Origin of the sequence: Streptomyces chisholmiae (assembly GCF_031845445.1) — a bacterium.
Taxonomy (GTDB): Bacteria; Actinomycetota; Actinomycetes; order Streptomycetales; family Streptomycetaceae; genus Streptomyces; species Streptomyces chisholmiae.
In genome coordinates this window covers 13,498-36,948 of sequence record NZ_JAVREO010000005.1, presented here as the reverse complement: position 1 = coordinate 36,948, position 23,451 = coordinate 13,498, and the positions used below count along the sequence as shown (strand labels likewise).

Here is a 23,451-nt window from a genome sequence, read left to right as displayed (position 1 = left end):
GCGGACCTCCCCAAGCGCCGCGCCCCGGTCGACCCCGTGCCCGGAACGATCCCGCCACCCGACGGCCCCCGCGCGCCGGCCGGTTCAGGCCGGCGCGCGGGTGATCCGCAGACCGACGCCACGGGTCATCCCGGGCGTGCGCCGGACCCGGAGGGCGGCCCGGTGCCGGTGCTCGTCCAGCGACTCGGCGATGGCCGTCAGCCCCGCCGTGACCATCTCCTCGGCGAGGCCGGCTCCGGCGCAGAAGTGCCGGCCGTGCCCGAACGCCAGGTGGCGGCGGCGCGGGCGGCCGGTGTCGAGCCGTTCCGGGTCGGGGAACAGCGCCGGGTCACGGTTGGCGGCGCACAGCACCACGGAGACCCGGGACCCGGCCGGGATGGTGTCCGCGCCGACCGGCAGCGGCTCACCCGTGGTCCGGGGCGCGAAGTGGAACGGGCTGGCCAGCCGCAGCACCTCGTCGACGAAGCCGGCCGGGGCGGCCAGGAAGGCGGCCCGGCCGCCCGGGGCGCACAGCCGGTCCACGCCCACCGCCAGCGCCGCCCTGGTGGGGTCGAGTCCGCCGGTGAGGAGCTGGGTGAAGACCGCCGTCAGATCCGCCGCGCCCGCCCCCTCCCCGGCCGCCGCCCGCAGCGCGTCGCCCACCGGCCCGCCGGCCGTGGGCAGCCACCGGCGAACGTGGGACCGCAGCGCGGCGAGCGCGGTCAGGGCCCGCCGCACCACGTCCTCGCGGTAGACGTCCAGGCCCAGGTAGGCGATCAGGTCCTCGCCCCAGGCGACCAGTTGGCCGTCCCGTTCCGGGTCGCAACCCAGGACGCGCAGCGTCGCCGCCGTGGTGAAGGGCACGATGTGCCCGGTCAGCAGGTCGGTGTCGGTGAGGTCGGCCGGGCGGTGGTGGCGGGCCAGTTCGGTCAGCCAGGCCGCCCGCCCTGGGTCCGCCTCGGGCCGCAGCGCCCGCCGGGTCCGCACCCGCAGGTCCGCCAGCCGCGGCTCGTCGGAGAAGACCAGCCAGCGCCCCACGTGGTCCTCCAACGGGGCGACCAGCCGGCGCTGTTCGTCGGTCAGGTCGGCGGTGGAGTGCGCCGAGTCCCGGCTGCGCAGCCGCCGGTCGGCGAGCAGCCGGCGGGCGGTCGGGTGGTCCGCCACGAACCAGGCGTCCAGCGCCGGGTCGTGCCGGGGGCACGCCCCGGCCAGCAGTTGGGCGCTGGCCGTGGGGACGTCGGCGGCCAGCGCGTCGTGCACGGTGGGCTGGCGGGTGGTCAGGGACATGGCACCGGACTCCCCGGCCGGGGACGGGCGGCCGTCGCCACCCGCGTCCGCGCCCACGCGCGGGCCGTGCCTCCCGTCGGTTCGACCGTCACCTGCTCTGCTCCATCAGCCGTCACGGGTGTGCGCTCCTGTCCTGGTTCGGGTGGCGGCGCGACGCTCTCGACGCGTCGTACCACCTCGTCGGCGAGGCCCCCGTGCACCGCGGGCGCGTGCCCCGGGCTGTCGCTGGAGCCGGCCGGCGGCGGGCTCCCGTGAGCCGCCCCGGGGCGCGGTGCGGGCCGGCCGGCTCCCTCGCCCGGGACGCTAACAACGCGACAGGGCCCGCGACATCACGCCGGCTATATCACTCCGGCGATACGCGGTTTCGACCAGTCCCGCTAGCGTGCGGCGCGTTCATTGCGCTGTTTCTTGAGCGAGCCTCGAAGACCGGGGTCTTTCCGCGCACAGTCCTCTGGTGAAGAAAGGGCAGGATATGGCGAATCAGGCCGCCGTGGAGCAGCGAAACGTCTGGAGCGGAACAGCGGAGAACGCGACGGAGGACCGTTTCCTCCGCGTGCTCGACGACCCGCGCTACGCGTTCCTGGTCGAGGTCCAGGACCTGATCGGCTACGAGACGGCCGTCTTCTGGCGGGAGCGCGGGGTGCGGTCCGTGCAGCTGCCGATCACGACCAGCTCGGTCTCCTCGCCGATGGGGCTGGGCAGCGACTCGCTGCCGGTGCGGATCGACCTCTTCGGCGTCCCCACCTACCTGGCCGACTCCATGCAGTTCATGCTGGAGTACGGCTGCCGACTCGCCCCCGGCGGCTGCTACTACGTGATGCCGAGCTTCCGCGGTGAGGACCCCGACGCCACCCACCTCAACCAGTTCTTCCACAGCGAGGCGGAGATCCCCGGCGGCCTGGCGGACGTGATGGCCGTCGCCGACGCCTACCTGCGCCGGCTGGCCAGCGCGGCGCTCGGCCAGCTGGCGCCCGGACTCGACGGACTGGGCGTCGGTACCGGGCACGTCGAGCGGCTGCTCGCGACCGAGACCCGCCGGATCAGCTTCGACGAGGCCGTCGAACTCCTCGGCGACGACGAGCGGTACGTCGAGCACGGCGCCCACCACCGGTCCATCACCAGGGCCGGCGAGCAGCGCCTGCTGGCGACGCACGGGCCGGCGCTCTGGCTCACCCACTTCGACCGCGCCGCGGTCCCCTTCTACCAGGCGTACGACGGGGACGGCGGGCGCACGCTCAGCGCCGACCTGCTGCTCGGCCCCGGCGAGATCATCGGCTGCGGCGAGCGCCACGTCACCGGCGAGCAGACCCGGGCGGCGCTCGCCGACCACCGGGTGCCCGAGGCGGACTACCGCTGGTACACCGCGCTGAAGGACCACCACCCGCTGCGCACCGCCGGCTTCGGGATGGGCGTGGAGCGCTTCCTGATGTGGCTCCTGGACTGTCCCGACATCCGCTGGCTCCAGCTCGCCGAGCGCTACAACGGCCGCCCGACGGCACCGTGACGCCGATGCGGACCCTGGAACGGACCGAGGGCTGGCGGCCGGGCGACGACCCGGGCCCGCTGCGCGAGCGGCTGGTGGCGGACGGCTACCTGTACCTCCCCGGGTTCCTCGACCCGGCCGAGGTACTGGCCGTCCAGCGGGAACTGCGGGCGGTGCTCGCCGAGGTCGGGTGGCTGGCGGACGCCGACAGCCTGCGGGTCGGCGCGGACGACCTGCGTTTCACCGCCGAGTCGTTCGCCACCGTCTACCCCGCCGTGCAGCGGGTGGAGTCCTTCCACCGGCTGGGCTGCCACCCGGAGCTGGCCGCGCTGACCGGCGCGCTGCTGGCCGGGCCGGTGTTCTGCCACCCGGCGCGGGTGCTCCGGCTGGCCCCGCCGACCGCCGCCGACGGTGGCTACTTCACCCGGGCGCACCAGGACTTCGTGGTGCAGCACGTGACCACCGACGCGCTCACCCTGTGGCTGCCGCTGGCCGACTGCACCGCCCGACGCCAGGGCCTGCGCGTGCTGCCCGGCTCGCACTGGAACGGCTACCTGCCCACCGACGCCTCGGTGGGTGGCGCCCGGCCGCTGTACCTCGACGTGCCCTGGGACCACCCGGACTGGGCCACCGCCGACTTCCGACCCGGCGACCTGGTCGTCTTCCACAGCCTCACGGTGCACGGCGGCGGACCCAACACCAGTGACCAACTGCGGCTCTCCGCGGACATCCGTTACCAGCGGCACGACGACCCGATGCGCGCCGAGTGGACCCACCCGCACGGCTGGCCCCGCACCCCGGACTGGCCCGAGCTGACCGGCGACTGGTCCAGCCGGGCCTGGATCGAGGTACCGCCCGAGGTGCCCCTGGTGCCGCTGCCCACCGGCGTTCCCTACGCCGACATCCTGCGCGACCTGCACGCCCCGCCCTCCCGGCTGCTGGCCACGGCCGGTGCCGGCCACCCCGACCAAGGGACCCGCGATGACCCTGATGAGTGAGACCGAGTTCGACACCTTCTTCGAGCCGTACGCCGGCAACGTCGAGGGCTTCTACGAGGCGACCTACTGGCGGCTCGCGGACGACCTGATCAAGGAGCTGTTCCGGCGGCACCTGGGGGTGCGGCCGGGCCAGCACATCCTGGACGCCGGGGGCGGCACGGGCCGGTGGGCGATCTGGGCCGCCGGCGAGTTCCGGTCCTCGGTCACCGTCGCCGACCGCTCGGGCCACATGCTGCGCCAGGCGGAGAAGAACCTCGCCGCCAGCCCCGACGCCCCCGACGTGCGGCTGGTCGAGTGCGACCTGCACGACGCCCCGGAGCTGGCGGACGCCCAGTTCGACGCGGTGATCAGCACCTACGGCGTGCTCAGTTTCCTGGAGGACCCGGACGCCGCGTTCCGCACGCTGTTCCGGGTGCTGCGGCCGGGCGGCCAGGCCCTGCTGATGAGCCACTCCTACAGCAACGCGCTGGCGTCCAAGGTCAACCGGGACGGCGCGGACGTCGCCGAGCTGCGCGAACTGGCCGAGCGGCGGATCGTCCGCTGGGCCCCGCACGTGCCCCCGCTGCGCGTCTTCAGCGCCCAGGACCTGCGGGACCACGCGACCGCCGCCGGCTTCGAGGCGCAGGCCGTCTTCGGCGTCACCTCCGTGGTCAGCCCGGGCCCCGAGGACTTCGGCTACCCCTACGACGCGATCAGCGAGGTCTCCCGCCGGCTGGAGGACCCCGCGTACTTCGCGACCGTCCTGGACCTGGAACTCGCGGCCAGCGAACGGCCGGAGAGCGCCGAACGCGGCACCAACCTGATGATCAAGGTGCGTAGGCCCGATGCGACCGTATGAGGCGCTGTCCCGGGTCTACGACCGCTGGGTCGCCGAGAACGACTACCCGCGGTGGGCGGACTTCGTCCACCGGCGGCTGTCGGCCCAGGCCGAGCCGGCGCGTTCGGTGCTCGACGTGTGCTGCGGCACCGGCCGGATGACGGCGCTGCTCCAGAAAGCCGGGTACCGGGTGACCGGCGTCGACGGCTCGGCGCCGATGCTGCGGCGGGCCACCGGCAACGTCGCTCCCGGCACCCGGCTGGTGCACGCCGAGCTGCCCGCCGACCCGGCGGCCCTCGGCGGTCCCTACGACGCGGCCGTCTGCTGCTTCGACAGCGTCAACTACTTCACCGGCCCGGAGGAGCCGCGGGGCCTGCTGGGGACGGTCGCGGCGGCGGTCCGCCCGGGCGGGCTGTTCGTCTTCGACGTCAACACCCGCCACAAGCTGGAGACCGTGCACGGCGACAGCAACTACGGCGACCGGCACGAGGACTTCGCCTATGTGTGGCGCAACCGCTACGACCCCGCCACCCGCCGGGTGCGCTTCCTCATCACCCTCTTCGTCCGCGAACCCGGCGAACCCGGCGGACCCGACGGCCCCGGGGCGGCCGGGGCGGCCGGGGCGGCCGAGCCGGACGGCCCGCTCTTCCGCCGGGCCGAGGAGACGCACGAGCAACGCTGGTGGGAGCCGGCCGAGCTGCGGGCGGCCGCCGAGGCGACCGGCTGGAGTGTCGAGTCGGTCGGCGACGACTACTCGGACACCCCGCCCGGGCCCGGCACGCTCCGGGAGAGCTGGGTGCTGCGGCGCCGGCCAGCCCAGGACGACGGGTGAGCGGGCGGCGGGTGAGCGGGCGGCGGGCGCCACGGCGGCCCGCTCACCCGGGCCGGCCGAACATCCGGGCGGCGAGCTGCGCCGGCACGCCCAGGCCGTTGACGAGGTCGATGATCTTGTCGATGTTGGTGAGCCGGCGGTTGCCCTGTTCCAACATCGAGAGGAACGCCTGGCTGAGCCCGGACAGCTCGGCCAGGTCCTCCTGGCGCAGCTGGGCGTGGCCGCGCACCAGCCGGCACAGCGCGCCGAAGTCGCGGGCGGCGATGGCGGACTGCACCTCGGGCTCGGCCCAGGTGCTCTCGTGGACCCGGGGGCAGGAGTCCGCCTCCCGGCGCAGCGCCTGGGCGCACGGCGAGCAGTGCCGGGCGTCGTTGTACCGGCTCACCCGGTGCCCGCAGCGCGGGCAGCGGCGCCCGTCGCCCGGGGCGGCCGGCCGGTACGCGGGGTCGGGCACGACCGGGGTTCCTGTGCCACCTGCGGGCGAGTGCGACAAGGCTTCCTCCGGGAGCGGCCTGGACCTGGGGACGGGGATGGGGCGCGGCGCGCGCACCGGCGCCGCGCGGAAGGGGGCGCGACCGCGTTCCGCCGCGCCCGACGCCGCCTCCCGCGCCGGTGGGCGTCCGTCCGTGGCACCGCCGGTCCCATGCTGGCGGGACGCGGGATAGGCGGGGTCGAGCACCGGTATACCGGCGCCCGCCGGCCGCGCCGCCGAGGTGGCTCGGGTGTCACCGGTGGGGAGTTGACGACGCGGGACGAGAAGCGCGAGGACGAGGTGACGGTGATGGAGACCCCGTACGACTGGCTGCGGCGCGGCGCGGAACGAGCCCCCGCGGCGCCGGCGGTGGCGACCTGGCGGGACGGCGCGCGCGGCGACTGGACGTCCGTCGGCGAGCTGTGTCGCGCGGTCGACGAGACGGCGGCCGGCCTGCTCGGGCAGGGCGTCCGACCGGGCGACCGGGTGCTGCTCGCGCTGCCCAACGACCGGTCGTTCCCGGAGGCGTTGCTGGCCTGCGTCGCGGTCGGCGCCATCGCCGTGCCGGCCCCCTGCCCGGCCGTCGCCCGCACCGACGCCTTCCGGGAGCGGCTGGCCGGCATCACCCGGGACGCCGCCCCCGTGCTGGTGGTCACCGAGGCCGACTGGCACCCCCGGATCGCCGAGGCACTGCCGCCGGGCGGCGGCGTCGCCCTGACCAGCCCGGCGGAACTCCGCGTGCCCGACGCCGGGCCGGCGCCCGGGACCGTCGCGCCCGACGGCGTCGCACTGCTCCAGTACACCTCCGGGTCCACCGGGCGGGCCAGGGGCGTGGTCGTCACGCACCGCGCGCTGCGGGCCAGCTGCGCGCAGGCCGCCCGGGTCTACCGGGAGGGCCCGGCCGACCTCGGCGTGACCTGGGTCCCGCTGTACCACGACATGGGGCTGATCACCGGCCTGATGCGCCCGCTGTACGCGGGCTACCCGACGGTGCTGCTGCGCCCCGACGACTTCGCCCGCTCGCCGCTGAGCTGGCTGTCGGCCCTGGCCTCCTGCGGCGGCACGCTCTCCAGCGCCCCGAACTTCGCCTTCGAGCTCTGTGTGCGCAAGGTCCCCGGGGACCGGGTCGCCGAACTGGACCTGTCCGGCTGGCGGGTGGCCAGGAACGCCGGCGAGATGGTGCGCGCCGAGACCGCGGACCGGTTCGCCCGGCACTTCGCCGCCGCCGGCTTCCGGGCCACGGCCATGTGCCCCTCCTACGGCCTGGCCGAGGCCACGCTGGCCGTCACCGCCAGTGGCCCCGACACCCCGCCGCTGCGGCTGTCGGTGCTCGACGCCCCGTTGGAGCGGGGCGAGGTGGTGCCCGCCCCGGCGGGCACCGCCCCCGCGGCGGCCCGGGAGCTGCTCTCCTCCGGCGTGCCGGTGCCGGACACCGAGGTCCTGGTCGGGGACGGCACGCCGGGCCGGGTGGGGCCGGTCGCCGTCCGCGGGCCCCAGCTCGCGCCCGGCCGGTGGGCCGAGGCCGCGGCGCTCGCCGGTCCCGACGGCTGGTACCGCACCAGCGACCTCGGCTTCCTGCACGACGGGCATCTCTTCGTCCTGGGCCGCGCCGACGACACCCTGGTGCTGAACGGCCGCAACCACTTCCTGTCCGACGTGGTGGCCGCCTGTGCGCGGCTGCCCGGCGTGCGGCCCGGCCGGCTGGCCCCGTTCCTGACCCGGGACGCCGCCACCGGCCTGGCCGTGGCCGGTGTGGTCGCCGAGCTGCCGGCCGGCCAGCCGGAACCGACCGTCGCCGAGCTGAACCGGCTGGCCCGCACGGTCAAGCGCCGGCTCGTCGAGGCCCTCGAACTCTTCGTGTCCCGGGTGGTCTTCGTACCGGCCGGCACGCTGCCGGTGACCACCAGCGGCAAGGTGCGGGCCGCCGAGGTGCGCCGGCGCTTCGAGGCGGGCACGCTGCCGCTCGTCCGGGGACGGGACCAGGAGACGTCGCCCGTCCGCTGACCCCCGGCGCCGGCTCACGTGGCGAGCGGCCGCAACGCGGGCTCGGCGCCGTCGGCGAGGACGGCCCGGTGCAGCAGCCGCAGCCGCCGGTTGGGCTCGATGCCCAGCTCGTTGACCATCAGGTGGTAGCCCTGACGGTAGGTGGCCAGCGCCTCGTGGCGCTGGCCCGAGCGCCACAGCGCCAGCATCAGGTGCCGGCGCAGCTCCTCCTGGTGCGGGTGCAGGGCCACCAGGCGCACCAGGTCCGGGATGACGTCGGCGTGCTGGCCCACGTTCAGCCGCGCCTCGAAGTAGTCGGCCAGCAGCGTGATCCGCAGCTGTTCGAGTCGGGCCGCCTCCGCCTGCATGACCACCGTCTGCGCGAGGCCGGTCAGCGACGGGCCCCGCCACAGCCCGATGGCCTCGTTGAACAGCTCGCCGGCGCGTTCGTCCGCCCCCTCCTGGAGGTGCTGCCGCCCCAGCCGCCACAGCCCGTGGCAGCGGTCGAGGTCCACCGCCCCCGGCTCGGCGGCCAGCATGTAGCCGCCGCCCGTGGTGACCAGCCGGGGGGTGGGGTGCTCCCGGCCGATCAGCTGCCGCAGCCGGCTCACGTAGAGCTGCACGTTCTTCCTGGCGCTCGCCGGCGCCCGTTCGCCCCAGATGGCCTCGGTCAGCCCGTCGATGGAGACCTGGCTGTTCTGGTGCAGGCACAGGTAGGCGAGCAGGGTCTGTTGCTTGAGCCCGCCGAGGGACGGGCTGCCACCGCAACGCCGCACCTCCAGCGGGCCGAGCAGTCGGAATTCGATCATTGCTTCTCAGCCCTGCCTTCTCGTGGGGATGGGGATGGGGATGGGGAGCGGGGGGCCGGCCCCGGACCGCGGCCGGCGCCCCCGGGGCGCGTACCGGTCGTGCCGCGCCGGTCAGCGGGGCAACGAACCGTCCCGTTGCGGTGCTTCGGGCGGCCGGATCTCGACCGTGAGATCCTCCCTGGCCTGCCGGACGCGCTCCGCGGTGAGCTGCGGAGTCGCGCCCTCCACCACCACGTAGGCGCGGCCGGCCCGGGGATCGTGCGGCGGTGGGACGAGGTCGCCGGCGACGTACGGGAAGCGGGTGCCCCGCACCCAGGGGGTGACGGCGATCAGCTCCATCCCGGTGTAGGTCACCAACGCCCCCTCGGGCAGCGGGAAGAAGCCGATCTCGGCGTACTGGTGGGCCGGTGGGACCGGCCCGGCCGGGTGGCCGCGCAGCGCGGCGAAGGCCGCCGCCTCCACGTCGAGCCCGCGCGCGACCTCCACCAGCAGCGGAATCCGGTCCGGTCCCGCCCAGGGCTCGCCCGACACCACCCGCGCCTCGGCACCGTCCAGCACCAGCTCCAGATGGGCCGGCCCGAACCGGTAGTCGTGCGTGGCCAGCCAGTCGACGGCCAGCCGCTCCGCCGCCGACCGGTCCGCCTCCGGCAGCGGCGCCGGGTGCAGATGGCCGGTGGTGGCGAACGTCGGCGCCCCGTCCGTCAGGCGCAGCGTCACGCCGACCACCTGGTGGCGCCCCGCCACGGTCAGCGTCTGCACGCTCAGCCGGGTGACGGGGGCGGTGACCGGCCGCGTGGCCGGCACCCCCATGTGCCGCACGGCGGCGGGCGGGTTGGGGGACAGCCCCAGCCGCCACGCCTCCTCGACCACCGGGAGCAGGCTGGCGCCGCCGCCGCAGTGCAGCACGGTGGCGATGTCGTGGCGGGCGGCGACCTGGACGATCAGCCGGCGCAGCCCCGGCTCGTCCCGGAAGTCGGTCAGCAGCAGTTCCTCCGAGCACTCCAGGAGCCGGTGGTGCGACATCGCGTCCAGCAGCCGCGGGTCCCAGACCGACCAGAGTCGGAAGCCCGCGTCGCTCGCCTTCCTGGCGAGCTGGTGCCGGGGCATCACCAGGAGCAGTCTGTCGCCCGCCGGAGTCCCGTCTCGCACTGCCATGGGCCGACCCTGCCGGCCCTGGCTACCGGCCCGGTACCGGGCCGTTCCCCCGCCCCTCCCGCCGGGGGAACGGCGGCCCGCCCCGAGCGTCCGTCAGCCGCGCCGTCCGTCGGGGGGCGTCGCCAGCTCCTCGGCGAGCCGGGCCAGCTCGGTCATCACCGACATCAGCGACGGCTGTTCGGCGCCGTCCAGGTGCCGGTACTCGGTGCCGATGGTCACCAGCAGCCGTTCCGGCAGGCCCAGTTCGGGATGGGCCCGCTCGGCGATCACCCGGCGGGCCGCCTCGCCGGCCGGCACCCCGGCGGCGTGCAGCGCGTGCGCCCGGTCCCGCACCCGCTCCAGGTAGCCGATGTGCCCCCGCACGCCGGCCCGGTCCAGCACCGGGCCGTGGCCGGGCACGAAGGTCCCGGCGCCGGTCGCCAACGCGCGCTCGCACGCCCCGATCACCCCGGCGAGCGGCCCGGCCCAGTGCACCGGGTGGTCCCCCGGCCGCTCCGGCGTCGAGGCGAAGACGACGTCCCCGGTGAACACCACGTCCTGCGCCGGCAGATGGACCAGCAGGTCGCCGGCGGTGTGGGCCGGGGGCAGGGAGGAGACCCGCACCGGGTGCCCGCCGACCGTCAGCTCCAACTCGCCGGTGAAGTAGGTGTCCGGCCGCACCCGCCCGGCCGACGACCAGTCGAACACCCCGAAGTGCCGCCGCAGGTAGCCGCCCAGCGGGGAGGCCGGATCGCTCCCGGCCACCAGTGCGGCCAACTCGGCCGGCCCCGGCTCGAAGCACAGGTGCCGGCGGGCCTCCCGGGTGCAGACCACCTCCGCGTCCGGCACCACCCCGGCGCCCCAGAAGTGATCGCCGTTGGCGTGGGTGACCACGACCCGGTCGATCCCCACCCCGGCGGGCAGCAGCGCCCGGCTCCGGTCCAGGAACGCGGCGGCCAGTGGTGGGTCGTAGGGGGTGTCGATCCACAGCGCGGTCCCCGCGCCGACCAGCAGGCCGCAGTTGGCCAGCCCCCAACCCCGCCGCTCCGGCAGCCACGCGTACAGGCCGCGGCCCAACTCCGTTAAGGCATCAGGTGTCTTCGTCACGCCAGCGCATTATGCCGACCGCGGCCGGCCGGCACGCCGGATTCGGCGCTGTCCGTGGCGGACTCGGCGGTGGTCCCGGTCCCGGTCCCGGTCCCGGTACCGGTGCCGGCCCCGGAGTCGGCGGCGGCGTCGGTATCGGCGGCGGCGTCGCCCAGCGGGCAGCCGGGCGCCGGCGCCGGCTGGGTCGAGCGGTGCAGGTGGGCCAGCTCCACCAGGCGGTCGAGGGCGTCCCGGGTGGCGACCAGCTCGGCGATGTGCGCGGAGAGCCGGCCCCGCTCCTCGGCCATCCGCCCCAGCGCGGCGTCGGTGGCCGCCGCGCTCGGCGCGTCGACGCAGGGCAGCAGCTCGGAGATGGTGCGGCTGGACAGGCCAGCGGTGTAGAGGCGCTGCAGGAAGGCGACCCGCTCCACCTGCTCCTCCCGGTAGTGCCGCTGCCCGCTGGCGCTCCGCACGCTGCTGAGCAGCCCCTGCTCCTCGTAGTAGCGCAGCGACCGCACGCTCACCCCGGTCCGCGTCGCCAGCTCGCCGATCCGCATGGCACCTCCTCGCGCCTTCCCGTCCCGCTCCGTCGAAGTGATCCGGGCCACAACACTTGCCCCTCACATCCATGTGAGCTTTTAGCGTAAACCACGTGCTCCCGTCCGGGCACACACGATCAACAGCGGTTCACGCGGTTCACGCGGTTCACGCGGATCATGAGGAGACCAAGAGATGTCTGACCTGTTCAGCGCCGCGCGACTCGGCGACCTGACGCTGCCCAACCGGGTGGTGATGGCCCCCATGACCCGGGTGCGCGCCGCCGCCGGCGGCCTGGCCACCCCGTCGATGGCCGCCTACTACGCGCAGCGCGCCACCGCCGGGCTGATCGTCTCCGAGGGCGTCCAGCCCAACCGGGTCGGCCAGTCCAACCCCGGCACACCCGGGCTGCACACCGACGAACAGACGGAGTCCTGGCGACAGGTCACCGCCGCCGTGCACAGCAACGGCGGCCGGATCTTCGCCCAGCTGATGCACGGCGGCCGGGTCTCCCACCCGGACACCACCGGCGAACAGCCGGTCGCGCCCTCCGCCGTGCCCGCCACCGGCCTGGTCTTCACCCCGGCCGGCCCCCAGCCCGCGCCGACCCCGCGCGCCCTGACCACCGACGAGGTGCCCGAGCAGGCCACCTCCTACGCCGAAGCCGCCCGCCACGCGGTGGCCGCCGGCTTCGACGGGGTCGAGCTGCACGGCGCCAACGGCTACCTGATCTCCCAGTTCCTCGCCAGCAACGCCAACCTGCGCACCGACCGCTACGGCGGCTCGATCGCCGGCCGCATCCGCTTCGCGGTGGAGGCCACCGAGGCCACCGTGGACGCGGTGGGCGCGGCCAGGACCGGCATCCGGCTCTCCCCGGCCGCCACCATCTGGGGCGTCGCCGACGCGGACGTCCCCGAGCTGTACGCGGCGCTGCTGGCCGAGCTGGCCCGCCTGGACCTGGCCTACGTGCACCTGGAGGCCACCGCCGACGAGGAGGTGCTGCGCGGCCTGCGCCGCGCCTGGCCCGGCACCCTGATCATGAACCCGGCCATGCCCGGCGGCCCCAAGCCGGCCGGCCGCGCCGAGGCCGACCACTGGCTGGACCTCGGCGCCGACCTGATCAGCTTCGGCCGCGCCTACCTCGCCAACCCCGACCTGGTCGAACGCCTCCGCCAGGGCCTGCCGCTGGCCCCCGCCGACGAGGCCACCTACTACCAGGGCGGCGACGCCGGCTACCTCACCTACCCCGCCTACCAGCACACGGCCTGACCGCCGCCACCACATTCAGTACCGGGGCTCGGGCGGCTGCTCCACGGTGACCCCGGGGATCAGCTCCGGGTCGAGGACGGTGACGTCGTTGGGGGCCTCGACCCGGCGCAGCGCCGGCAGTTCGCGCAGCGGCTCGGGGCGCAGCCGGGCCGCCTGCGCGAGCAGCCGTAGCTCCCGGAGCCCGGGGAGGACCGCCGGCAGGTGCCGCAGGTCCGCGTCGTCGTCGATCCCGAAGAGTGCCAGGTCGGTCACCCGGGGCAGGCTGATCCGGTGCGCCTGGCAGGCCGCGAGGAAGGGCGGGTCGACCCGCAGCTCGGTCAGGGCGGGCAGTTCGGCCACGGCGGCCAGGCTGTCCGGTCCGAGGGCGCCCGCCTCGTGGCCGAGGGCCAGCGTGCGCAGTCCCGGCCAGCCACCGATCCCGGTCAGGTCGGTGACCGACGGGGGCAGGGCCAGCCAGGTCAGCGGCGCCTCAGCCGGCAGCGCGGTGAGCGTCAACGGGGGCAGGCCGTCGCCCAGGGAGAGGACTTCGAGCCGGGGCAGCGCGTCCAGGGGACGCAGGTCACGCAGCCCGGGGAGCTTGCGGAGGAGCAGGGAACCCAGCTCGGGGAGACCGGCCAGCGGGGCGAGGTCGGTGATCTCCGGTCCGCCGATCACCGAGAGCCGCGTCAGGTGCCGGAAGTGTTCCAGAAAGCCGAGATCGGTGAGCCGGTCGCTGGCCACCGACAGCTCCCGCACCAGCTCCGGCCGGGTGGCGTTCAGGATCTCCGCCGCCGTGAACTCCCCGAAGAGCGCCAGACAGGGATGCGGGGGCAGCTCCCGGAGGGCGGCCAGCTCGGCGTGCGTCTTCACCTGGAGGTGCGGCGCGCCGTCCAGCGCGAGCCCGGCCAGCACCTCGCGTCCGAACCGCCGGTGGTCCAGGGCGCCCCAGCCCAGCAGAAGCCGCTCCCGCACTCTGGCCGAGGGGTGGTCGCGGAACGCGGCCAGCGTCGGCAGCGCCGCGTCGGTGCCGACGTGTCGTGCCACGTCCACCACCGCGAGCGCCTCGCCGTCCGTCAACCCCTCCGGGCCCGGCAGGAGTTCCAGCACCACCTGGCCGACGCCGGCCAGGGCGACGGACTCGTGGAGGGACCGCGGCGGCAGCAGCGCGGCGGCGCGTTCCTCGACAGCCCGGCGGACCTCCGGGTCGAGCTGCGGGGCGTGCTCCAGGCAGGCCGTGGCGAGCAGGTGCAGCCGCACCCGGTGGCGGCGGACGGTGTCCCCGCGCTTGATCAACTGCCGCAGCAGCCGGGCGCGTTCGTCCGGCCGGCCGTGCGCCACGGCCATCCGCACGACGTCCTCCCACTGGTCCAGGTGCGCGTTGCGCACCAGCAGCGGGAAGTCGCGGGCCTCCACGGCGGCCCGGGCCGCCAGGTAGTCCTGGAACGTCCGGTGCACGAAGTCGACCACCCCGGCCGCCGGTTCGCGCAGCAGCCCGGAGCGGTCCAGCAGGTGCCGGTAGATCTCCTCGGCCGAGGCACTGGCCGCCTGCCGGTGCAGCGCGGGCAGCAGTTGGCCGATCAGCTCGACCGCGTCCGCCCGCTCCAGCTGGGAGTGGCCGTTGCGGATCAGCCAGTACGCCAAGCCCTGCAACAGCACCGTCTGCGTCCTGGCGTCCAGCGCGGGCCCGTGGTCGACGCGGCGCTGCCGGTCGCGGCGCTCCAGCAGCATCCGCAAGCCCGCCTCGTACACCTCCTCGCGGCCCCGCGGCAGGTAGCCGTGGCTGCTCCGGTGCAGGGCGCAGAGCAGGCCGCACATCAGCGGGTTGGTGGCCAGCCTGGCCAGGTCGGGGCGGCTGCGCACCGCCGTCAGCAGCTCCTCGGCCCGGTCCTGGCCGGCGCCCGCGGCGCGGTGCCAGCGCGCCACGAAGGCGGCCACGTCCGCGCGGCTCATCGGCGCCAGGGACAGCTCGCGGAAGCTCTCGGCGTCCAGCCAGCCGTCCCGGACGGCCGACGGGCGGGCGGTGACCAGGCACACGTTGCCGGGGAACTCCCACAGCAGCTCCCGCAGCCAGCGCCTGGTGGGCTCCCGCCGGGGCTCCGGCACCTCGTCGATGCCGTCCACCAGCAGCAGCCCGCGCCGCTCGGCCAGCACCCGCTCCGCCCAGCCGGCCGGCGGCGTGTGCGGGCAGCCCACCGCGCTCAGGAACGCGGCGGGGGTGGGCAGTTCGCCGTCGGCCCGGGTCAGGGTGCGCAGCGGCAGGACGAACGGGACCCGGCCGTAGAGGTGGGCCAGGCCGCCGCTGACCCGGTGCTCGGCGGTGGTCACGGCCAGCCACTGCACCAGCGTCGTCTTGCCGGCGCCGGCCACCCCGCGCAGCAGCACCCGTTCCAGCCCTGCCAGCGCTCGCTCCGCGCGCCGCGGCGGGGCGGTGTGCCGGAGATCCTCCCCGGTGGCCGGGCCATGAGCGGCGGCCTCGGCGGTCTCCGTCGTCTCCAGGCTCAGGTAGGCGTCGTCCAGCGGCCACTCGTCGTCCACGTCCAGGCCGAAGATGGTCAGCCGGCCGTGCCGCTGGACCAGGTGGCGGCGGTAGCGCTCCTCGAACGCGGCGTCCTCGGCCGGCCGTGTCGGCAGCCGCTCGACCAGCTGGTCCACGGCCGCCACCAGCCGTTGGTGCTGCCGGACCTGCTCGACCAGGGTGCGGGCCACGAAGGTGGAGCGCCGGGTGAAGAAGTCGATGATGTGCAGGCAGGCCAGCCGGGTCAGCCGGTCCAGGAACAGCTCGGCGTCCCGGGACAGCCCGCGCTCCCGGGCCGCCGCGTCCGCCCGCCGCCCGCGCAGGGCGTCGGCCAGCCCCTCCGGGCCCAGCCGGACGGCCTGCACGTCGTCCATGTCCAGCTCGCCCAGGGCGGCGAGGGTGTCGGCCAACGCCCGGGCCACGGCCGGCCGTTCGTCGGTCACCGGCGCGTCGTGCGGGCCGGCGGCGCGCAGCGCGCGCTCCACCAGCTCGTCGGCGAGCTTGGCCAGGTCGGCCGGGGTCAGGGTGCGCCGCTCGCCCCGGAAGGCGAGCAGCGTGCCGATCCGCACCGGCTCGCCGACCAGCGCAGCCCCGGGCGGCTCGGCCCGGAACAGCCGCTTCACCAGCGGCGCGACCGCCGCCGACCCCAACCGCAGCCCGACCGTCGCGGCAGCGTCCATCCTGGCCCCCTCGTCCGGCCCCTCGACCGCCCCTGCTCCGCCCGCGAGGGTAGCCGATCGCCATCGCCCGCCGAAGGTCGCACGGTTGCCTTAACCAGCCTGTCCCGTACGGCGGTTCGGGGCGCGGCGGGGGAAGAACCCCGGGGAGCGGGAGCGGCGAGGCTCCCGGGGAGAAGGGGTACGCCATGCGACGAGCACGCTCGGCGGTGCTGTGCACCGCGCTGACACTGGGCCTGACCGCGACGACCGCCGCCGCGGCGGTGCCGGCGCCGTCGGCCGCCCCCGGCTGTGTCGAGACGAGCGACGCGCGGGAGTGGGGGAGCGGCGAGCTCAGCGCCTGCCATCAGGACGGCGCGACCCGGGTGCGCGGCCGGCTCGTGGACCTGCTGCCGGGCGGCGGTTTCGGCGCGCCGGACGGGTACTGCGTGGCCTGGTACGTCACCTACCGGACGGCGTCGGGGGAGCGGTCCGCCCACTCCCCGCTGGCCTGCGGCCACTTCGGGAACGCGGAGGTCATCCTCGACCACGACCCGGCGGCCGAGGTGCCCGGCATCACCGGCGTGCTCGCCGCCGAGCTGACCCTCGTCGCCCTCTGAACCCCGGAGCGTCTCGGCGCCACCGGCGGCGGTGAAGACGTGACCGGCGGGCCGGCGACACCCGGTGGGGTGCCGCCGACCCGCCGACGCGCGCTCAGTCGGCGCCCGGCGCCAGCGCGTAGGCGCGCAGCACCGTCTGCTCCAGGACGGTGCCGTCCTGGCCGGTGACCTCGGCGCGCAGGGAGACGAACTCCCCGTCCGCCGGGTGCTCGACGGTGGCCCGCCAGACGTGGTCAGCGCCGGTCACCGGCAGCGGCCGCCAGCTGGCTCCGTCGTCGAAGGACGCCGCCAACTCGACCGAGGCCGCCGGCTCGGCCGCCCGTCCCTGCCAGCCGTCCACCGTCAGGTCCAGCGCGAACTCCTCGCCCGCGGGCGCCCGGTTCTCCCCGTCGAAGGCCCCACCCACGCGGAGCGTCGGCAGCGCCAGGTCCGACGAACCGCCCGGCGCCGCGCCCCGCGAGGTGAACTCCCAGCGCGCGGTCACCTCGGTGGCCAGGCTCGCCCAGTGGGTCTCCCGGGTGGCCCGGGTCTCGAAGACGTAGCGCGCCTCCTCGGGCGGCACCACCTCCCAGAGCAGGTGCCCCTCGCCGGAGGAGACCAGCGTGCCGTCCCGCCACAGCGCCACCGTCTGGCTCAGCCCCTCCTGGGGCTCGCCGACGCCGAGCGCCCGGTGACCGGGCGCCGAGCCGACCGCGGGGCCGGCGTTGAGGACCATCTCCTGGGATCCGTGCACCGCGACGAACAGCGCCGGGCCCAGCGCGCCCTTCCGCCACTCCAGCCGGTGCGCCTGCCCCGGCTCGTAGCTGTCGGTCCCGCTGGAGATCTCGCCCACCAGCGGCGTCCCGTCCAGCCCGGCGACGTAGTCGCTGATCCAGGCCCGAGGTCGCCCGTCGGGCCCGGTCGCCGTCAGCAGCCGGGTGGTCTCCCCCGGCGCCGGCAGCGGCACCGTCTGGGGGAAGTTCAGCTGCCCCCCTTCGCCCAGCTCGGGCACGAGCAGGGCGCGCCCCCAGGCGCCGTCCAGCGGCACGCCGGGCTCTGCGTGCGCGCTGGCCGTCACCCGGGCCAGCTCCGCGTCCTCGACCCGGTGGACGAGGTCCTCGGGGATGCCCTCACCGAGGTGCAGGAACGCCAGGTCGTAGCCGTCGATCCCGCCGCTCGCCGCCGGGTCGGGCTCGTGCAGCCAGCGCAGCAGGTAGAACGACTGCGGCACCGAGGGCGGCGCCTCGACCGGCACCGCGTAGAGATCGCCGGCCGGCTCCGGCACGTACAGGCCGAACTGGCCGTTCGGCTGGTCCACGCCGTAGAGGCTGCCGTCCGGCACGGCGGTGGCGCTCTCCGGCTCGGCCCGCACCGGGGTCGCCCGCCGGGCGTCGGCGGTCAGGGCGACGCTCTCCTCGGCCACCACCACCTCGGGCACCGTGACCAGCGTGACGTCCGCCGCCACCCCCTCGGCGGTCATGGTGTTCACCCAGGTCAGCAGCGTGTAACGGCCCTCCGGCACCCGGGCTTTGAGGGTGTCGCCGGCCGACCGGAACGAGTGGGACACCTGGCCCCGGTCCAGCAACAGCAGCAACGGCGGCACGCTGAACCCGGCGGCCAGGTCGGTGACCGGCCGCCCCTCCCGGTCGGTGACCGCCAGCTCCACGTCCTGCGACGGCGGTTCGACGACCACGCCCCAGGGCACGCTGACCCGCGGGGCGCCGTCCGGGCCGGTGGCGGTCAGCACACCGCTGTGCGCGCCCTCACCGCCGGCCGCGCCGTCGATCACCAGGGGGACGGCGGCCGTACCGCCGGCGGGCACGACCAGCCGGTCGGCGCCGAGCGCGACCACCCCCGACCGGTCATCCGGGGTGAGGGCCAGGTCCAACGTGACGTCCCCGGCCCCCTCGTTGCGGAAGGTGACCATCTCCTCCCGCGCCTCCCACGGCGCCGGCACCACCACGGACACCGCCGGCTCCTGGGGCGACACCGGCTGGTCGAGGGCGCGGGCGAGATCCACCCGGCCCGCGCCCTGGGCGTAGCCGGTGGCGTCGGCGGTCGGCGCCGCCGAGGCCATCAGCAGCGCCTTCAGCCCCGCCGCGTCCAGCTCCGGGTCGGCCTGCGCCAACAGCGCGGCCGCGCCGGCCACCTGCGGGGTCGCCATCGACGTGCCGGTGAGGGCCGCGTACCCGGGCGCCGGCGGCTCCGCCGGCGGGGGTACCCCGTCCGGCCAGGCCGCGACGATGCCCTCACCCGGCGCGGTCAGCTCGGGCTTGAGCCGGCCGTCCAGCGTCGGCCCCTGGCCGGAGAAGCGGCTCACCGCGCCGGAGCGGTCCACGCTGCCGACGGTCAGCGCCGCCGGCGCCGCCCCCGGCGACTCGACCACCCCGGCGTTGCCCGCCGCCACGACGAACAGCGTGCCGGTGTCCTCGGTGAGCCGCTCCACCGCCAGCGACAGCGGGTCCGACCCGTCCGACGGCAGCCCGCCGCCCAGGCTGAGGTTGACCACGTCGGCGTCCTGCGCGACGGCCCACTCCAGGCCCGCGATCGCCCACGAGGTGGCGCCCGACCCGTCGTCCCCCAGCACCTTGCCGTTGAGCAGGGCGACCTCGGGCGCGACCCCGGCGAAGCGGCCGTCGGACGCGGTGCCGTCGCCGGCGATGATGGAGGCGACATGGGTGCCGTGGCCGGTGCGGTCGTCCGCGCCCGAGGCGCTGCCGGTGAAGTCCCGCTCCGCGGCGACCACGTCGGCCAGGTCCGGATGGTCGGTGTCCACGCCGGTGTCCAGCACCGCGACGGTGACGCCTGCCCCGGTCAGCCCCGCCTCCCGGGCCGCCGGCACCCCGATCTCCGGCCCGCTCCGGTCCATGGCCGCCCGCAGCGGGGCGTCCAGCCAGATGCCGGCGACATCGGCGTCGAGCACCCGGGCCCCCGCCCCGTCGCCCGGCGCGGTGACGCTCTCCCAGAACGCGCCGGGCCGTTCGGCGTCCAGGACCAGCGCCGTGCCGTCGATCGACGGCAGCGCCCGGCTGTCCACCGCGCCCCGGGCCACGGCCGCCCTGGCCCCGGAACCGTGGGTGACGATCAGCGGGAGGTCCGCCCCACCGGCCGGCCGGGCCGGGGACGCCAACAGCTGGTCGATGTCGAACAGGGCCGGGTCCAGCCGGCCCGCCTGGAGCAGCGCCCAGGCGTCGGAGGGGACGACCTCGATGTCCACGCCCCCGCCGCCCGGACCGGCGTCGTCAGCCGGTGCCGCCCCGTCGGCGGGGCGCGGGGTGGTGCGGACCTGGAAGGTGACGCCCGGATCGCGGTCCGGCGCCGGGGCGACGGTGACCGAAGGGCCCTGGCCGCCGGGGGTGTTGGTGACGGTGACCCGGTCGCCGGTGACCAGGGTCACCGAGCCGCTCGGGCCGGGCGCGGCGGCCGGCGCCGGTTCGGGTGCGGCTTCCGGCGTCGCCGAGGCGGCGGTCGGCGCCGCCAGCCCGGCGAGCACGGCGACCGAACCGAGGCCGGCGAGTGCCCGGCGGCCCCGGGCGCGGCTCAGCACGGCACCCCCCGACGGGCCCGGGCCGGCGCGACCGCTTCCCGCGGCGGCGCCGCGGACGGGGGACGGGAAGGGGACAGGCTCACGGTGCGACTCCTCGTGGGAGAAGGCGGCCGGGTCCGGGGCGCGGCGGCCGGCGTGACGGGGGGCCGGCGGGTACCGCCGGGACAGGGCCGGCTGCCCGTCGGCCAAGCCCTCGTCGCGCGTCGCCCTCCTCGTCCCGAACTCCGGGTTGACGAGGTACCGACGCGTGAGCGGCCCCGCGTGTTGGGTGGCGGTGGAGAACGCCCGCCGTCACCCGTGGCCGGCGGCGCCGTCGGGTTCGGTCAGGGCGACCGCCTCAGCACTCCACCACGTTGACGGCGAGCCCGCCGCGGGCCGTCTCCTTGTACTTGACGTTCACGGTGACCGCCTCACCGGACAGCCGCTGACCTGCACTTTTGCGACGAAGTCCCTGCGGCACGGTGCCGCAGGGACTTCTCAGGGACTTTCCGTGCCTCAGGGCGCAGTAGCTCAGGCTGCCAGCCAGATGTCGATCGCGGCGAGGCTGCGGCGGCCGGCTCCGGGCATGAAGTGAGCGTAGTGCTCCAGGGTGATGGCGGGTGAGGCATGGCCGAGCCACTGGGAGAGGCTGACGACAGACTCGCCCGCCTCAAGCTGCACGCTGGCGTAGGTGCGCCTGAGGACGTGGAACATGTCCTCACGAGAACGCTCGAAGACTGGGTGGCGTCGGACGCGCCCGCCGTGCCGAGCTGTCTTCTCGCCGACCACCCGGACTACCCCTGCTGATGCCAGAGCAGGCCGCCAACTGCGTTCATTCCAGGTCTTGTAGAAGATCCGGTTGCCCTGGGAGGTGCTCAGGAGGAGTCGCACCATCACCGGCTTTCGTTGGCGAGCCTCCACCTTGGTCTTCGGAGGCTCGGGGTTGCGCCACGGCAGAGTGCACTCCACTGCCGGAAAACGTCGGAGATGCTCGCGAATCCGGAGCGCCAGGTTGGGCGGCAGCAGGACGGTGCGTGTCTTGCCTCCCCTGGGTAGGCAGAAGTATGGCCTTCCCCGGCTATCCCACCGCAGTTGTCGTCGCACGTGAACGACCCCGCGGTCGAAGTCGATGTCCTTTTCATCCAGTGTGAAATCCTCGCCTTGGCGTAGGCCTGGGCCGACTCCGAGATCAACGGCTACGCGGTAGCGTTCCTGAAGACCTGCTCGAACCGCGTCCACCGTGGGCCGAGACCATGCCTTCGCCTTCTTCTCCTGTCGCTTGGGACGTTTGACTGAACGGTGCACTTTCATCGGGTGCTTGAGAAGGCGCTTGTCCTCGACAGTAGCAGTGAGGATGCTCGACAAGTGGATCCATATGAATTCTGGTGATGAATCAGCCACTCGAGACAACAAATCGGCCTTGAAGGAGCGGAGCGCGGCGGAATCAATCTCGATCAGCGCGGTGGAGCCAAGCAGTGGGATGATGTGATTCCAGATACGGCTACGCATCGGCGCCTCCGTCGAGGGCTCGTAGGACTGATTGGGTCACCACTCCTGCTCGATGTAGTCGGCAAGGAGGATACTCCCATCGCGGGGATCGTGAAACTCCTCACGCCGGCTGTCAGCCTTCGCGACGGCGAGCCAACTCTTGGCGTCCTCGCTCGTCTCGAAAGAACGGTCGCGAACCCCCGGAATACCCTTAACCCGGTACCGTTTCCCTTTCCCCCACTGCTTTGTGCGTTCCCGCTTGCCGGTGGCCTTGTTGGGGCGCTTCTTCAGCCACCGGTCCTCTACGTAGCCCGCCACGGATATCAGTTTGACCGTCGGGAGGTGCGACGCTCCACGCGCCGATTGACCGGGTCAAGCGACCGCTTAGAGCGGGAATCAGCTCGCTCCTGTTCGACTATCCATTTGTTGAGTGACGATATGCGGTACATGGCGCGACGTCCCATCCGGAAACCCGGAGGCCCCTGGCGTCGATGGCGCCAGATGTACAAGGTATTTGGTGAAATGCCGAGGTACTCGGCGGCTTTGGGAAGGGGTAGAAATGCTGTAGTGGAAGCGCTGACGTCTTTCTCGTTCACTCCGAGACCCCTGGCGATATTTGGCTTGTTGGGCCCTGTAAGGATCCTGAAAACGTTGGATTTGGGGTGACCGAGAATTTGCGCTATTTAGCAGGCTGGCCAGCCAGGTGTTGTACTTTGACATCAGTCCGGGAGGGAATTCACGCTTTGCCGTCTGCCGAAGGCGAACTTCACGGGGGGCGGTGTGAAGGAGCTATTGCCCTGGCGCGTGCATGGGGGGCTTGCGGCAGTGTCGAAGAGATCGAAGTGACCGGTCTGCCCGCCAGCGGCGCATCCCCAACGGATCAAGACAGTTCTCAGCTGTGATGCGTCGACTCCCTTTGAGCCTGTAACACGATCTTGTGATGTGGTGCTGGTGGCCGTGTCCGGTGTGAGGATTGATCCATTCGTGGGGTGTGAGCGACAGGCCGTGGATCGTGGACGACGCGTTGTGGGCGGTGATCGAGCCGCTGCTGCCGAAGTGGCCCAAGCGGTCACCGGGCCCGCGGCCGGTGGACGACCGGCGGTGTCTGCAAGGCATCCTGTTCGTGCTGTACACCGAGATCTCCTGGCAACAACTGCCGCTGGAACTGGGCTTCGGCTCCGGTCAGACCTGCTGGCGCAGGTTGGCCCGCGGAGTCTTCGACCAGCTACACCGCATACTCCTGGCCGAGTTGAACGTGGCCCGGGAAGATCGACTGGACGCGAGCCTGCGTGGATGCCTCCCACGTGAAGGCGAAAAAGGGGGCGAGGTGACCGGGCCCTCGCCGGTCGACCGAGGCAAAACCGGCAGCAAGCACAACCTCATCTGCGACGGGAACCGTACACCGCTGAAGGCGATCACCACCGCCGCCAACGTCAACGACGTCACGCAGACCCTCGCCCTGGTCGACGGCGTCCCGCCCGTCGCCGGTCGAGTCGGACACCCGCGCAAGCGCCCTGACGCCCTCTTGGGCGACAAGGGTTACGACAGCGACCTCATCCGTCATGAACTGCGGAAACGCCGCATCCTGCCAGTCATCTCCCGCAAGGGAAGCCCGAGCATCAAGGGCCTGGGCAAGCTCCGCTACGTCGTCGACCAAACCTTCGCCCTCCTCCACCAGTTCAAACGCCTCACCATCCGCTGGGAACGCCGACTCGACCTACACAACGCCCTCGTCTCACTCGCCAGCGGCCTCATCTGCTGGCGGCGCCTGAAACACCACACACCATGATCGTGTTACGAGCTCTTAGAAATGACCTTGAGCCGGCTGGGAAACCACAGGCCAGCGGCACCCGTGAACGGCCCCCCGCCATCGGCACCACTGATCTCCCCAACGCCCTCTACACGGAAGGCCCCTGTGCCTGAACCCACACCTTCACTTATCGTTCCATCTGACGTAGCACCCCCACGCAGACGTGATCTCGCTCACGCAGCCGTGCAGGAT

General features: G+C 74.4%; 19 protein-coding genes and 1 pseudogene. 8 read left to right on the top strand and 12 right to left on the bottom strand.

The genetic code is table 11. The features are described from left to right. Positions 1-84: 84 nt before the first annotated feature. Positions 85-1,266, bottom strand: coding sequence for a cytochrome P450 (locus RM844_RS09770; protein WP_311666612.1), 1,182 nt, complete (start codon positions 1,264-1,266; stop codon positions 85-87). Between the two features lie 472 nt (positions 1,267-1,738). On the opposite strand from RM844_RS09770, the gene RM844_RS09765 reads away from it, so the two are divergent. The 4 genes from RM844_RS09765 to RM844_RS09750 are packed head-to-tail and all read left to right on the top strand — an operon-like array spanning position 1,739 to position 5,396. Beyond that, on the top strand, positions 1,739-2,770 hold the full coding sequence (locus tag RM844_RS09765) for an amino acid--tRNA ligase-related protein (protein WP_311666611.1): 1,032 nt from the start codon (positions 1,739-1,741) through the stop codon (positions 2,768-2,770). Positions 2,771-2,775: 5 nt separating this feature from the next. Then, on the top strand, positions 2,776-3,747 hold the full coding sequence (locus RM844_RS09760) for a phytanoyl-CoA dioxygenase family protein (protein ID WP_311666610.1): 972 nt from the start codon (positions 2,776-2,778) through the stop codon (positions 3,745-3,747). Then, on the top strand, positions 3,740-4,585 hold the full coding sequence (locus tag RM844_RS09755) for a class I SAM-dependent methyltransferase (protein ID WP_311666609.1): 846 nt from the start codon (positions 3,740-3,742) through the stop codon (positions 4,583-4,585). Before RM844_RS09760 ends, RM844_RS09755 begins: the two co-directional genes overlap by 8 nt. After that, positions 4,572-5,396 (top strand): class I SAM-dependent DNA methyltransferase, encoded by an 825-nt coding sequence (locus RM844_RS09750; protein WP_311666608.1) that lies wholly within the window; start codon positions 4,572-4,574, stop codon positions 5,394-5,396. Before RM844_RS09755 ends, RM844_RS09750 begins: the two co-directional genes overlap by 14 nt. 43 nt (positions 5,397-5,439) lie before the next feature. Here the strand turns inward: RM844_RS09750 and RM844_RS09745 are convergent, their stop codons facing one another. Beyond that, positions 5,440-5,850: a helix-turn-helix domain-containing protein gene (locus RM844_RS09745; protein ID WP_311666607.1), complete on the bottom strand. Its 411-nt coding sequence runs from the start codon at positions 5,848-5,850 to the stop codon at positions 5,440-5,442. A 285-nt stretch (positions 5,851-6,135) separates the two neighbouring features. On the opposite strand from RM844_RS09745, the gene RM844_RS09740 reads away from it, so the two are divergent. Further along, positions 6,136-7,872 (top strand): AMP-binding protein, encoded by a 1,737-nt coding sequence (locus tag RM844_RS09740; RefSeq protein ID WP_311666605.1) that lies wholly within the window; start codon positions 6,136-6,138, stop codon positions 7,870-7,872. Positions 7,873-7,886: 14 nt separating this feature from the next. On the opposite strand, the gene RM844_RS09735 is transcribed toward RM844_RS09740, so the two are convergent. From RM844_RS09735 to RM844_RS09720, 4 genes and pseudogenes are all read right to left on the bottom strand, one after another. Continuing rightward, positions 7,887-8,660, bottom strand: coding sequence for an AfsR/SARP family transcriptional regulator (locus RM844_RS09735; RefSeq protein ID WP_311666604.1), 774 nt, complete (start codon positions 8,658-8,660; stop codon positions 7,887-7,889). Between the two features lie 111 nt (positions 8,661-8,771). After that, a complete protein-coding gene (locus RM844_RS09730) occupies positions 8,772-9,815 on the bottom strand; it encodes an ATP-grasp domain-containing protein (RefSeq protein ID WP_311666603.1) in 1,044 nt (347 codons plus the stop codon). Positions 9,816-9,908: 93 nt separating this feature from the next. Then, positions 9,909-10,901, bottom strand: a complete 993-nt coding sequence (locus tag RM844_RS09725; RefSeq protein WP_394814473.1) for an MBL fold metallo-hydrolase — start codon at positions 10,899-10,901, stop codon at positions 9,909-9,911. Positions 10,902-11,083: 182 nt separating this feature from the next. Beyond that, positions 11,084-11,437 (bottom strand): annotated as a pseudogene (locus RM844_RS09720) (MerR family transcriptional regulator); the annotation flags it as partial. 175 nt (positions 11,438-11,612) lie between these two features. Between RM844_RS09720 and RM844_RS09715 the strand changes: the two are divergent. Then, positions 11,613-12,686, top strand: coding sequence for an alkene reductase (locus RM844_RS09715; protein ID WP_311666601.1), 1,074 nt, complete (start codon positions 11,613-11,615; stop codon positions 12,684-12,686). Between the two features lie 15 nt (positions 12,687-12,701). Here RM844_RS09715 and RM844_RS09710 read toward each other — a convergent pair whose 3' ends face one another. Further along, complete coding sequence (locus RM844_RS09710; protein ID WP_311666600.1) at positions 12,702-15,860, bottom strand: NACHT domain-containing protein; 3,159 nt, start codon at positions 15,858-15,860, stop codon at positions 12,702-12,704. 185 nt (positions 15,861-16,045) lie between these two features. Between RM844_RS09710 and RM844_RS09705 the strand changes: the two genes are divergently transcribed. Then, positions 16,046-16,456, top strand: coding sequence for a hypothetical protein (locus RM844_RS09705; RefSeq protein WP_311666599.1), 411 nt, complete (start codon positions 16,046-16,048; stop codon positions 16,454-16,456). A 94-nt stretch (positions 16,457-16,550) separates the two neighbouring features. Here the strand turns inward: RM844_RS09705 and RM844_RS09700 are convergent, their stop codons facing one another. From RM844_RS09700 to RM844_RS09680, 5 genes are all read right to left on the bottom strand, one after another. Continuing rightward, a complete protein-coding gene (locus RM844_RS09700) occupies positions 16,551-19,982 on the bottom strand; it encodes a S8 family serine peptidase (protein WP_311666598.1) in 3,432 nt (1,143 codons plus the stop codon). Between the two features lie 337 nt (positions 19,983-20,319). Further along, entirely contained in the window at positions 20,320-20,442 is a 123-nt protein-coding gene (locus RM844_RS09695; protein WP_311666597.1) for a hypothetical protein, read from the bottom strand. A 50-nt stretch (positions 20,443-20,492) separates the two neighbouring features. Next, on the bottom strand, positions 20,493-21,470 hold the full coding sequence (locus RM844_RS09690; protein ID WP_311666596.1) for a tyrosine-type recombinase/integrase: 978 nt from the start codon (positions 21,468-21,470) through the stop codon (positions 20,493-20,495). Positions 21,471-21,506: 36 nt separating this feature from the next. Further along, the gene (locus RM844_RS09685; RefSeq protein WP_311666595.1) at positions 21,507-21,767 is read right to left on the bottom strand and encodes a hypothetical protein; all 261 of its coding nucleotides are present in this window, start codon (positions 21,765-21,767) and stop codon (positions 21,507-21,509) included. Positions 21,768-21,772: 5 nt separating this feature from the next. Next, positions 21,773-22,045 (bottom strand): helix-turn-helix transcriptional regulator, encoded by a 273-nt coding sequence (locus RM844_RS09680; protein ID WP_311666594.1) that lies wholly within the window; start codon positions 22,043-22,045, stop codon positions 21,773-21,775. Between the two features lie 377 nt (positions 22,046-22,422). On the opposite strand from RM844_RS09680, the gene RM844_RS09675 reads away from it, so the two are divergent. Then, positions 22,423-23,238 carry an IS5 family transposase gene (locus tag RM844_RS09675; RefSeq protein ID WP_394814472.1) on the top strand — a complete coding sequence of 272 codons (816 nt, stop codon included), beginning with the start codon at positions 22,423-22,425 and terminating at the stop codon, positions 23,236-23,238. The last annotated feature ends 213 nt before the right edge of the window (positions 23,239-23,451 follow it).